Source organism: Burkholderia pulmonis, from assembly GCF_984667975.1.
This window is the reverse complement of sequence record NZ_OZ480186.1, coordinates 1,530,359-1,542,697: the sequence shown is the minus strand read 5'-3', so window position 1 is coordinate 1,542,697 and position 12,339 is coordinate 1,530,359. Positions and strand designations below refer to the sequence as shown.

At 71.6% G+C, this 12,339-nt stretch carries 8 protein-coding genes; all 8 read right to left on the bottom strand.

All coding sequences use genetic code 11. The annotated features are described in order from the left end of the window. Window positions 1-9: 9 nt before the first annotated feature. The 8 genes from AC5LXK_RS07200 to bcsZ are packed head-to-tail and all read right to left on the bottom strand — an operon-like array spanning window position 10 to window position 12,337. Window positions 10-207 carry a hypothetical protein gene (locus AC5LXK_RS07200; protein WP_493390956.1) on the bottom strand — a complete coding sequence of 66 codons (198 nt, stop codon included), beginning with the start codon at window positions 205-207 and terminating at the stop codon, window positions 10-12. Further along, window positions 189-1,745 (bottom strand): cellulose biosynthesis protein BcsG, encoded by a 1,557-nt coding sequence (bcsG, locus tag AC5LXK_RS07195; RefSeq protein WP_493390955.1) that lies wholly within the window; start codon window positions 1,743-1,745, stop codon window positions 189-191. Before bcsG ends, AC5LXK_RS07200 begins: the two co-directional genes overlap by 19 nt. 27 nt (window positions 1,746-1,772) lie before the next feature. Then, window positions 1,773-4,310 carry a UDP-forming cellulose synthase catalytic subunit gene (bcsA, locus tag AC5LXK_RS07190; RefSeq protein WP_493390954.1) on the bottom strand — a complete coding sequence of 846 codons (2,538 nt, stop codon included), beginning with the start codon at window positions 4,308-4,310 and terminating at the stop codon, window positions 1,773-1,775. Further along, window positions 4,307-5,083 (bottom strand): cellulose biosynthesis protein BcsQ, encoded by a 777-nt coding sequence (gene bcsQ / locus AC5LXK_RS07185; RefSeq protein WP_493390953.1) that lies wholly within the window; start codon window positions 5,081-5,083, stop codon window positions 4,307-4,309. Before bcsQ ends, bcsA begins: the two co-directional genes overlap by 4 nt. Then, entirely contained in the window at window positions 5,080-5,286 is a 207-nt protein-coding gene (locus AC5LXK_RS07180; protein ID WP_493390952.1) for a hypothetical protein, read from the bottom strand. The genes bcsQ and AC5LXK_RS07180 overlap by 4 nt, the downstream gene beginning before the upstream one ends. After that, the gene (bcsE, locus tag AC5LXK_RS07175; protein ID WP_493390951.1) at window positions 5,283-7,205 is read right to left on the bottom strand and encodes a cellulose biosynthesis protein BcsE; all 1,923 of its coding nucleotides are present in this window, start codon (window positions 7,203-7,205) and stop codon (window positions 5,283-5,285) included. Before bcsE ends, AC5LXK_RS07180 begins: the two co-directional genes overlap by 4 nt. 9 nt (window positions 7,206-7,214) lie before the next feature. After that, window positions 7,215-11,123, bottom strand: coding sequence for a cellulose synthase subunit BcsC-related outer membrane protein (locus AC5LXK_RS07170; protein WP_493390950.1), 3,909 nt, complete (start codon window positions 11,121-11,123; stop codon window positions 7,215-7,217). Beyond that, a complete protein-coding gene (bcsZ, locus tag AC5LXK_RS07165; protein WP_493390949.1) occupies window positions 11,108-12,337 on the bottom strand; it encodes a cellulose synthase complex periplasmic endoglucanase BcsZ in 1,230 nt (409 codons plus the stop codon). Before bcsZ ends, AC5LXK_RS07170 begins: the two co-directional genes overlap by 16 nt. Window positions 12,338-12,339 lie beyond the last annotated feature (2 nt).

The window sequence follows — 12,339 nt, the reverse complement described above, 5'->3', positions numbered from 1 at the left end:
GTCGTCCGTTTACCGCTTCAACCCCATCAGCTTCGCGAGCGTCGGCCAGCGGTCGATCGACTCGTCGAACGCGCGGCGCGCCTGTTCGTCGACGTAACGCTCGGGATCAAGCGCGGGCAGATGCCGCGCAAGGCCGATCACGTCGTTCGGTTGCGACAGGCGATCGTCGTCGCCTTCGCCCGGCAGAATTACTGTTCGTCGATCCATACGCCGTCCGGAGTTTTCACCGCGTAGCCCGCGGCCGTCTGCATCGTCACCGTGCCTTCGTTCTCGCCGACCATCCGCGTGCGCGGCAAGTCGGCCGCGTATTGCGCGAGCGTCGTGCCCGGCTTGAACGGGCTGTTCGACACCAGGTTCGACAGCAACTGCGAAAGCGCGAGGAAGCTGGTCGGCTGGTCGATCACGGTCGTGGCGCCATGGTTGCCCGCAAAGCCGACGAGCCGCACGCCGACCGGCCCGTGCACGATGCGCGGCGTCGGGATCTCGCGCAGGCCGGCGACCTGGTTCTTGTCGCCGCGCAGCGCGGCGCCGTGCTCGGGCACGAACACGATCACCGCGCGGCGGCCCGATTGCGCGATCAGGTCCGCGAGACGATCGAAGTCGTTCATCAGCTTCGTCGCGCGCTGCGGATACGAGTCGATGCTCGTCAGCGAGCTGCCGACGATGCGGTTGCCGTCGTGCAGGCTGATCGTGTTGTAGTACAGCGCGACCGGCCCCGGCACCGACGCACGCTGCGTGTACCAGTTCGCGAGCGTCGAGTAGTCGTCCTTGATCGCCGAGCCGTCGAACGCGTGCATCGCGACGGGCGCGGCCGCGTTCGAGATCATCGGCGCGTCGGGCACGCCGATGTTGTCGTGGATCACCTGCAGGAAGTTGTCGAAATGGCCGTCGTGGTTCAGCAGCGACTGCACCGAGTAGCCGGCGCTCGCCAGTTGCGAGAACAGGTAGCACTGCTGCGGCGCGGGCTTGTACAGGTCGGCATGCGCTTCCTGCCCGCAGCTCGCGCGCAGCACGCGGATCGCCGCCGGGCCGCTGTAGCTCGCGGCCGTGCTGAAGTTGGTGAACAGGTAGTCGAAGTGACTGAGCATCGGGTGGTTGCGCACTTTCGCCGCATCGAGGTCGTCCCACGACAGCGAGCAGATGTGCAGCACGATCACGTCGAACTGCGCGGCCGGATCGTTGCCGAGATGGCCGAACGCCACCTGCCGCTGCGACTCCTGGGCACGGAACGTCGCGAGCGCAGCGTTGTGATCCTCGGGCTGGTCGGTGCGCGTGGCGCCTGTCGCGTTCGCCTGCTGCTGGGCCGGCGCGACGACGCGCGCCATCAGCCCGCTGCCGGCCTGCCACAGCGGCATCACGATCAGCACGGCCACCACGAACGTCGCGACGCGCAGCCAGCGGTTGACGATGAAATAGACGATCAGCGCGCCGATCACCGTCAGCACGAGCACGGGCGGCAGCAGGCGCGGCAGCAGCTCCATCCAGTAGTCGAAGCGGAACGTGCTCACTTCGCGCGCGGCCTCCGCGAGACGGGCGAGCGGCGGCGCATGCATTTCGCGTGCGAGCAGCGGTACCGCGATCACGATCGCCACGACCTGCCGGACGATCCGCCACACGCGCGACCGGATCGGCGCGCTCGCGACGAGCGCCACCGCGAACGCGAGGTTCGCAAGCCAGAACGGCTGCAGGCGCCCGGTCGCGAACAGCGCGAACTTCAGGATGAAATACAGATTCCAGAACGTCATCTAACCCACTCCATGATGAGCGCCGCGTCAGTCGCGCGCCCGATCGAGTTTCGGCGCCAGCATCGCCTGCAGGCCGCGCGCCGCACCCTTCCACATCCGTACGTAACCGTCCAGCCCGATCCGCAGCACTTCCTTCAGCCCCCCGAGCGGCGTGTCGAGCCGCTCGCCCTCATGCCAGTCGAGCCACGCATCCGCACGGCCGAACGTGCACTGCACGAGCTGACGCTCCTGTTCGAGCGAGAGCGCCTCGAAGCTCACGCCGACGTGGGTCGGCGTCGCGCGGGTCACGCGTATCGGGAACGGGAACGCGCGGTCGCCGCGCGTCACGCACACCGTCAGCGTGTCGCCGACGGCGAGCGGCAGCCCCGGCACCGCTTCGAGCCCGAGGCCGCCGGTCGAATAGTCGCTTGTGAAGCACGCGGCCGTCGAACCGTCGGCGAGCAGCAGCATCGCCGGCACCCGCATCGCGATCCGGTGCGTGACGCGCACCTGCTTGGTTTCGCGCGCAACGGCCAGCGCCGCGCCGAGCATCGCGAGGTTGTACACGGTCCAGCCGAGCGTGATCAGGATCGTCGACGCCTCGTCGCCCTGGTCGGCCACGAGCCGCCACAGGCCGGCGAGGATCGCGAGCACGTTCAGCCCGAACAGCACCAGATACGGTTTCGACGTCGACCAGTCCACGTAGCCTTCGTCGATCTTGCCGCCCTTGTCAGTCACGTTGAACTTGCCGTGCTTCGGGCTGAAGAACGCGACGGTGGTCGGCAGCGCGATGTACCACGCAAGCACCGATTCGTAGACCTCGGCCCAGAACGAATGGCGGTAGCGCCCCTGCATCCGCGAGTTCGCGACGTTCGCGAGCACGAGGTACGGGATCACGTAGCTCGCGAGCGCGAGCGACGACGCGTTAATGAAGTACAGGTGGAAGAACAGGTAGGCGAGCGGGATCGTCAGGAACACCAGCCGCGGAATCCCGTAGAAGAAGTGCAGCATCGCGTTGCCGTAGCAGATCCGCTGGATCAGGCCGAGCCCGCGCCCGAAGAACGGGTTGTCGATGCGGAAGATCTGCGCCATCCCGCGCGCCCAGCGCGTGCGCTGCTTCACGTGGCCCGCGAGGCTTTCGGTCGCGAGGCCGGCCGCCTGCACGGTCGGCAGGTACGCCGACGTATAGCCGCGCCGGTGCAGCTTGAGCGCCGTGTGCGCATCCTCGGTCACCGTCTCGACCGCGACGCCGCCGACCTCTTCCAGCGCGCTGCGCTTGAGCACCGCGCACGAGCCGCAGAAGAACGTCGCGTTCCACAGGTCGTTGCCCGACTGCACGAGGCCGTAGAACAGGTTGCCCTCGTTCGGGATCTCGCGGAACGTGCCGAGGTTGCGCTCGAACGGATCGGGCGAGAAGAAATGGTGCGGCGTCTGCACGAGCGCGCACTTCGGGTCGTGCAGGAACACGCCCATCGTCGTCTGCAGGAACGAGCGCGTCGGCACGTGATCGCAGTCGAAGATCGCGATGTATTCGCCGTGGGTCTTCGGCAGCGCGCGGTTGATGTTGCCGGCTTTCGCGTGACGGTTGTCGTCGCGCGTCAGGTAGTCGATGCCGGCTTCGGCCGCGAACGCCGCGAACTCGGGGCGCCGGCCGTCGTCCAGCAGGTACACGCGCAGCTTCGCCGACGGCCAGTCGATGCTCTGCGCGGCGAACACCGTCGGCTTCACGACCGACAGCGGTTCGTTGTAGGTCGGGATGTAGATGTCGACGGTCGGCCAGGTGTCGGGGTCGTCGGGCAGCGGCACGATCGGCCGGTCGAGCGGCCATGCGGTCTGGACGAAGCCGAGCAGCAGGATCATCCACGTATAGGCTTCCGCGCCGTACAGCAGGTAGCCCGCGACGGCCTCGACCGGGCCGCGGAAATCGAGCGTCTGCGTCGTGCGCCACCACACGTAGCGCACCGTCGCGAGCAGCGCAAGCGATGCGAGCGCGAGTGTCGGCAGATGGCCCGGCAGGCGACGCAGCGTGAGCGCCAGCACCGCGACGATCGCGAAGAATGCGAACTGTGCGCTCGGCATCAACGGCGACATCCCGGCCGCGGCCCACAGCACCGCGCCGGCCAGCAGCAGCAGCGGCGCGAGCCAGCGGTGCCGCCCCACGCCGTTCGCGCGCGCGTCGAGCCAGCCGCCCCAGCGCGCCCACGGCAGGCGCTCGAGCACCGCGTCGATGCGTCGGGCAACCGCGCGCCCGGCCACGTAGACGGGTACGACGTATTTGTCGAACCACGCAAGCGGATCGCGCACGGGCCGGCCGTCGGCCGCGCGCGGTGCACGCACGATCGCGCGCCACAGCCATTCGCGCACGCTCAGCGGCTGCAGCACGCCCCACTCGTGCGCGAGACGCAGGAACCCGACGCGCACCCAGCGGCGCACGTAATCGGGCCGGCCGGGCGGCGGTGCGTGGAACAACAGCCGCACGAACCAGTCGGCCAGCGTGCGTTCCGCCGGCAGCCCGATGCCGCGCGCGCACCAGTCGGCCGCCCGGCGGCCGAACGTGCGCAGTCGCGACGCGAACGCGGCGTTCATCGCGTCGCTCCGGCACGGCCGGCGGCGGCCGTCAGCCACGTATCGACCCAGTTCGCGACGCCGTTCAGGTCATGCGACGCCTGCGAATACGGCGCGTCGTCGAAGATCCAGCTGCCGCGTGCGAGCGCTTCGGGCACGGCAGCGTCGACATGGATGCGCTGCTCGAGCATCGCCCCCGGCCCCGCGACCGCGCGCAGCATCGCGAGCGCGTCGCGCTGCATGTCGCGCGCCGGATTCAGCCGGTTCACGATGATCTGCAGTTCGCCGCCGCCCGCCCGGAGCGCGCCGAGCCGCGCGGCCGTCGTCGCGCAGGCAATCGGCTCCGGCGGCACGACGACGAGCGTCAGGTCCGCGCGGCGAACCGCCTGCTCGGCCTGCGGCGACGGGTAGCGTGCGGTGTCGACCAGCACGACGCCGTCGGCCGGCAGCGCGATCTCGTCGAGCGCGCGCGACAGCCATGCGGGATCGGCCACGAGCCGCGCATCGCACGCGGCGGCGCCGGCCGCATCGACCTGCCCGTACGGCACGAACAGCACGCCATCGGCATTGCGCCACGTATGCGCATGCCACGCCTCGGCGCCGCCGAGCACGGTCTGCGCGAGGCCGTGCTCGGCCAGCGTGTCGAGGCCGAGCGTCGCGCCCATCAGGTTCTGCGCATCGAATTCGACGGCGACGACCGGGCGGCCGCGGCGCGCGAGCAGCACCGCGAGCGCGGCGGCCAGCGTCGTGCGGCCCGCGCCGCCCGTCGTCGACGTCATGGCGATCGTCTTCATCGCACCGCCTTGTCGCCGCCGGCGCCGGGCAGCAAGCGGCCGCGCAGCGCGACGGGCACGAGCTCGCACGGCACCGCATCGCGCCGGTCGAGGCCGCGCGGCGCATGGAAGCCGCGGCCGATGCCGAGGTGTTGCGCGACGATCCACACCGGCACCGCAACCACGATGCCGACGATGAAACCGATGACGAGTACGGCGATCATGCGCCCCCCTGCTTGCGCAGCGGCATCGCGCTGCGGGTAGCGCCGCGCGCACGCGCGGCGGGAATGACGGGATGCGGCGCCGGCGGCGCAGCGATCGCATCGAGTGCGACGATCGCATCGATGGCGTCGATCGCGTCGATCGCGTCGCTCACCTGGCTCGTGTCGACTACCGGCGCGCGCGCGGCGCCCCCCGGGTGCGTCGCCGCGAACAGGTCGCTGTAGTCGGCGATCGGTGCGCGCCGGTTCTCGGCCTTCAGCGCATCGAGCTCAGTGTCGATGCTGCCCTGCCCGAGACACACGACGCGGTCGGACAGCGTATCGACCGGCACGTCGAAGATGCGCGCGAGCGCGTCGTCGGCGTCGGCCGGCTCGCATGCGAACAGGAACACGAACAGGTGCCCGGGATCGGCCGTCACGACGTCGCCCGCGCGGCGCGGGCGGCAGTGCCGCAACGCGTCGACGTGCGACACGCCCGGCAGCAGCGTGATCTTCACGAGCGTGTGCGGCAGCGCGAGTACCGCGCCGCGATCGAGCACCGCGCGAATGCGCAGGCAGAACGCGCCGACCGGCAGATAGCCGAGCACCGAATCGCCGAGCGCGGCCGCAAGCGCCGCACGATAGTCGGGCGCGACGGGCCGCGCGTAGAGCTGGCCGCGCAGCGCGTGCACGGCGGCCTGCATCCGCGAGACCGGCAAGTCGCGCGCGACGACGCGGTTCGCGCCGACGCTCAGCACGAGCATTTCGAACTGCTGGCGCAGCACTTCGCCGCGCTCGACCACGGCGATCTTCAGCGCGCCGCCGCACTGCCGGCGCAGCGCGTGCACGTCCGCGCACAACCCTTCGAGCTGCGCATGCGAGCGGAACGCAAGCACCGCGGTCGCGGCCTGGGCGTGCGCGCACGCCGCGACGACGGCCGCATTGTCTTCGACGATTTCCCAGTCGCCGGGCATGCGATTGGTGCCTTCGAGCACCGCGCGGCTGACGACCACGCGATCCTCGTCGCTCGCGAGCTTCATCCGGTGCGCCGGCTCGGTCGCACCGCCGTCGATGCTCGCCGACAGCCGGCCGCCGGGCGCAAAGCGCAGCGGTCGCACCTCGCCGGCCGCAAGCGTGTCGCCCGCGCGCCAGAAATCGACGACCCACAACAGCTCGCCGTGCGTACGCTGCAACTGCGCGACGCCCGAGCAGATGCCGTGGAAGCCGCTGCGCGGCGTGCGATCCGCATCGCGCACGAGCGGTGCATCGTCGGTGCGCGCGTCGTCGCCAGCACGCGCCGCTTCGGGATCGAGCAGCAGCACGAGTGCGATCCGGCGCGTGCGGCACCAGTCGGCCAGCGCATGCGCTTCTTCCGCGAGTGCGGCCGGATCGTCCCAGCTGAACCAGCGCTGCGCACCCTCGACGAAATACAGCGAACGGGCCCGAAAACCATAGCGCTTCATCGCACGCAGGCCGCCGGTCAGCCGCGCGAACGGGCCCGGCGCCGTGCGACGCGGCGCACCGCCGGTCGCGCCGCCGCCGATATCGTCGGCGGCCGGCTCGGCTGCCGGCGGCATTGCCAGCACGTTCAGGTTGCGCGGCCAGCCGGCCGGCTGTGCGCCGCCCGCGAAACCGAGCGACGCCATCTGGTCGGCGACGCGTGCCGCATCGCGGGCAAGCACGACCGTCACGTCGCGCGTGCGCGCCTGGCGCGCGCTTTCCCATACCAGCGCATCGCACGCGGGCGTGGCGCCGGCCGCGTAGATCGCGTACAGGCCGCCCGCTTCGAGTTGCGTCCACGCATCGGGCAAGCCGTCGATCGCGAGCCGGCTCAGTACGCCGACACGGCCGCCGGCCGGCCCCGTGCGAAGCAGCGCACGCAGGCGGCCCAGCAGGCCGGCGGCGCCGAGCGCGGGGCGGGTGGCATCGATTTCCGTATTCACGACGTTCCCCTAGTAATCCGAATAGAGCCGAACCGGCGTCGGCGTGACGAGCCAGCTGCGTTGCGCACGGGCTTCGAACGCATAGCGCAGGTACACGAGCGCCGAGCTCGGCGCGTAGTCGTGCGACCGGTCGACCTGCAGTTGCGCGCCGATGCTCAGGTGCGGGTTCACGCGGTACTCGACGATGCCGTTGATGCCGTACGAGAACGACACGCCGCGCGTCGAGCTGCCCGCGTACACGAACCCGGCCGCCACCTGCGCCGCCCGCTGGTCCGAGAACGTCGGGTAGTACAGCGAATCCTTCTCGTAGCTGTTCGAGATCCCGCCCGTGAAGGTCAGGTCCCACGACAGCGCATCGTGCCGCCCCGCCCATTCGATCGGCACGCCGAGCGACAGGTAGCGCTGCGGGCTGTAGTAACCGCCCTGCCCGTACGTGTAGTAGCGCAGGTTCTCCGCGTAGTGCCACGCGTTGCCGACGAGCCCGGTGCTGACCTTCATCGTCGCGCGTTCGTACACGGGCACCGTGAAGCCGGTGCGCAGCGTGACTTCCGCGTTGCGCTCGACGTTGCGGCCGGACAGCACGCCCGCGCCGAGTTCCGCGAACAGGTTCGTGCGGCCGACGTCGACGGACGCACGCAGGTTCACGCCGTCGCGACGCACGCCGCCCCAGACGGCGCCCGACCACGGATCGCGCATCCCCGCGTACGACAGCACGCTGCTCGTTTCCGGGCGCCGCGACGCATTCACGCTGAAGCTCGCCGGGCCCGCGTCGAAGCGATAGCGCACGCCGCCGACGAGGTAGTGCACCGGGAACCCGAGCGGCGACGTGCCGAGATCGAAGCGCCACGCATCCGACAGGTAGCCGGCGCCGAGCGCGACGCCCGTCATCGACTGGTGCAGCGAACCCGGCGGATTGGCGATCAGCGCGGCGGCCGGCTGGGTCAGGTGGAACGGCGGCGGCAGCCCGTTCAGCGCCTTGAGCGCCGCGTAGGTGCCGAACGTCTGCAGCGAATACGCATTCGGGTCGCTCGTATCGAGCGTGCCCGGGTCGAGATGCACGGTGTCGATCTGCGCGAACACGTGCCCGTCGTAACGGATCGGCATCTGCATGTAGATCGGCACCTGCTGCGCGCGATACGACGAGATGCCTTCGTCGCCCGACTTGTACGCGGGCGTCCAGCCGGTTTCGATCTCGGGATTGCGGCGCTGCTCGAGATCCGCGAACGCGGCCTGCGCGGGCGTGAGCCCGTCGCGCCCCGGGCTCACGCCCGTCGCGCGCTCCTGCGACTGCGACATCCGGTACAGCGACGCCGCATCGTCATAACGGCCGCGCGCCTCGGCCACGCGCCCGGCGGCGACCGTCACGTCGGCGCGCTCCGGATACGCGGCATGCAGCCGGTCGGTCACCTGCGCGGCCTCCTCCGGACGGCGCAGCGCGTTCAGGCGGCGTACGGCCGACAGTTGCGTATCGACGTCGTCGTCCGGCGTGCGTGCCAGCACGGCCTGCACGCGGGCGAGCGCGGCGGCCCGGTTGCCGCTGTCCTCGTCGATCCGCGCGAGCGCGAGCTGCGTATCGGCATCGTCGGGCGACCGCGCCACGACTGGCGCGAGCGCGTCGCGCGCCGCGCCGTAGTGGCCCTGCGCGCGCTCGAGATCGGCCAGTTCGAGCGCATAGCGCTTGTCCGCCCGGCCGGCCGGGCTCGCGCGATCGAGCAGCTGGCGCGCCCGTGCGTAATCCTGTTGCGTGATCGCGTCGTCGGTCTGCCGCAGCACGAGCCGCAGCGACTGATCCTCGAGCCGCGTCGTCTGCGCCGGTGTCAGCGACGGTTCGCGGCGCAGCGTGTCGAGCCACGCGGCGAGCGCGTCGTCGCGCCCCGCGCTGCCGAGCAGGTCGCCATAGCGCAACCGCACGTCCGCATCGGCTTCGCGCGGATGCGCGGCGATCCAGTCGTGCAGCGGCGCGAGGCCGCGATCGGGTTCGCCCGCGTCGATCCACTGCGCGCCGATCGCGGCGAGCATGTCGGGATCGTCGGGCGCGCTCGCCTGCGCCTGGGCGAGCGCGGAGGCAAATGCCGTGCGGTCGCCGCGCGCGAGGGCCCCGCGTGCATCGGCCAGCGCGCGCTCGGCATCGAGCTTGCGCGCCAGCGCCCGCATGCCGTCCGAACGGTGCGCGTCGTCGACCGGGGCAAGCGCGGCCTGCGCGCCCGCGACATCGTCGAGCGAGTTGCGGTACAGCGCGGTCGCGTAGCGCATCTCGGGCGTATCGCTCTGCGCGAGCCCGTCGTCCATCACCGTGCGGCCGAGCTGCGGCAACCCCATGTCGCGATAGAGGCGCGCGAGCGCGAAGCGTGTCCACGCCGCGTCGGGCGCTGCGCGCACGGCCGCTTCATAGCGTTGCGCAGCCGGCCCACGCTCGCCCTTGTCGGCCAGCGCACGCGCCTGCCCCGCGAGCAGGTCGGCCCGCAGGCCGTCGAGCGCGCGGCGATCGTCGTGCCCGGTCACGCGCCCTTGCAGCGCGTCGAGCAGCGGGCCGATCCGGTCCGCGCGGCCGGTGTTTTCATACAGCGTGGCCGTGCCGCGTATCGCCGACAGGTTCGGCGAACGCGCCGCCAGCAATTCGCGCAACAACGGCTCCGCGTGCGCCCAGTCGCGCTGGGCGAGCAGCGCATCGGCAAGCTGCAGCTTCGCGTCCGGGTTGCCCGGCTGCATCGCGAGCGCCGCACGTGCCGCGCGCTCCGCATCCTGCGGCCGCCCCGCGTTGGCCGCCTCGCGGCCTTGCGCGAGCAGCCCCCAGAACTGCGCGGTGCGCGCGAGGCCTTGCCATTTGCCGCGCTGGTCGGACGAAAGCGACGCAGCCCGCGTGAACAGCGCACGCGCTTCGTCATGCCGGCCTTCGCGCAGGCGCAGCAGGCCGAGCCCGCCGACCGCATCGGCATCGTCCGCACGCGCACGCGCGGCGCGCGTGAGCAGCGGATCGGCAGCGGCCAGGTCGCCGCGCGACAGTGCCTGCAGCCCGCGCTGCTGTGCGATGTAGTCGGGATCGCGTTCGAGCCGGCGCTGTGCGTCGCGCTGCTGATCCAGTGCCGCGACGCGGTCGCGAAATTCGGTGTCGTCCGGCACGAGCGCGAGATACGCGTGCAAGGCATCGAGATACGCGGGATCGCTGCCGGCCGACTGCAGCACGCGCCGCCACAGCGCCATCGCTTCCGTATGGTCGGCGTCGGTGCGCTTCGCGAGCGACCATGCGATCCGGTTCGCTTCCGGACGCGTATCGGCGCGCTGGTTCAGCAACCGCGCGAGCGCGATCGACGCGCTCGTATCCTGCGGATCGGCCGCGACCGAGCGACGCAACGCGGCGATCGCCGGCTCGCGTCCGCCCGGCGCATTCGACACGATCTGGTAATACTCGGCGCCGAGCGCACCCGACGGCGCGCCGTTCGGGAACAGCGCGACGATCCGCCGTGCCGCCTCGTCGGTGCGACCGCTGCGCGCGAGCAGCCGGATCTGCGCCATCTCGCCGCGCCCGCTCGTCGCGACGCGGTATTCGTCGGCCACCCGCCGCGTCGCGGGCGCATTCGGCGACTGTGCCTGCAGCCGCGCGAGCGATGCCTGCGCGCCTTTCGCGTCGCCCAGCCGCAGCAGTACGCGAACCTGTTCGGCCAGCAGCTCGGGATCGCCCGGCGCGATCAGCAGCCCCTTGCGCAGCGCATCGCGCGCCAGGTCGTCGCGATGCTTGACGCCCCACATCCGCGCGGTGTCGAGCTGGCGCTGCGCATCGGCGGAAGCGGAAGTCGCCGGCGTCGCGGGGCTCGCCATCGCCGTGCCGGATACCGTGCCCGGCGCCGCCGCGCACACCGACGACGCGAGCCACGCGAATCCCGCGACGTGCGGCACGGCGCGCTTCAGCGGGCGGCGCACGAGCGGCCTCCCCAGCGGGCGTCGAGCGTGCCGTCCGCACCGAACCGGTAACGTCCGTCGCGCCAGCCGAGGCCGAACAGCGTCAGCACGCTGGTGTAGTAACCGGGCGCCGACTGGCCCGCGAGCGTATCGACGCGGGCGGCCTGCGCATCGGCGAGCGCGCGCTGGCCGCGCGCGTCGAGGAACGGAACGGCCGCCGCCGAGAACCCGCCGTTGCCGTCGTTCGGCCCGGCGACGCCCGTCGTCGTATCGACCTTCTCCGGCGGCGCGCCATGCGCGGCGATGTAGTCGGCGAACGGCGCGAAGCGCGCGAGCAGCGGCGCGGCGAGCGGATCGGCGCGATCGAGCATGCCGGCCCACAGGTACACGCGGATCGCGTTGTACGCACTCTCCGCGTGGGTCTCCGGATCGGGCCCGAAGCCGGTGCCCGCGCGATACAGCGCCCAGTCGGGCGAAAAGCCCTTCGGCGCCGTGTCGAGCAGCACGCGCCCGGTGCTGGATACCAGCGCGGCCCAGCGGCGGTCGTCGGGCAGGCGCGCGCCGAGCGCGCGGATCACCTGCGGCGGCGAATAGCTCGGATTCACGCGGAACTGGCCGTTGGCGAGCCTGAATCCGGTCGGCCCCGGCAGCAGCGTGAGGCCGAGCCCCGGCACGGTCGCCGTCTCGTCGTCGAGCACGCGCTTCGCGAGCAGCGCGCCGCGCGCCGTATAGCTGCGCTCGTGCCACAGCCGCCCGGCTTCGACGAGCGCATACGCGATCCACAGATCGGCGTCCGATGCCGCATTCGCGTCGAGCACGCGCCACGCGCCGTCGGGCGCACGACCCCACAGCCACGCCGGCAGATGTGCGCTCAGGTCGCCCTGCGCGAGGTTGTTCTCGGTCCATGCGAGGATCGTGTCGAACATGCGCCGGTCGTTCGCGACCAGCGCGAAGAAAAGTCCATACGCCTGCCCCTCCGACACCGTGCGCGAATCGGCCGAGCCGACGTCGATCACACGGCCGTCGGCCGAGATGAAATCGCGCTTGAACGCGTCCCAGCGCGGCCAGGCCGCGCTGCATCCCGCGGTGCCCGCATCGGTCGCGGCGGCCCCCGCGGCGTGCGCACGCGTGGCCATGCCGGCCGCCGCGCACGTCACCGCAACCGCCAGCGCGAGTGTCGCGCCGACACGCCGCGCCGGCTGCGCTGCCCGTCGCTTCGTCATTGCCCGCGCCATCC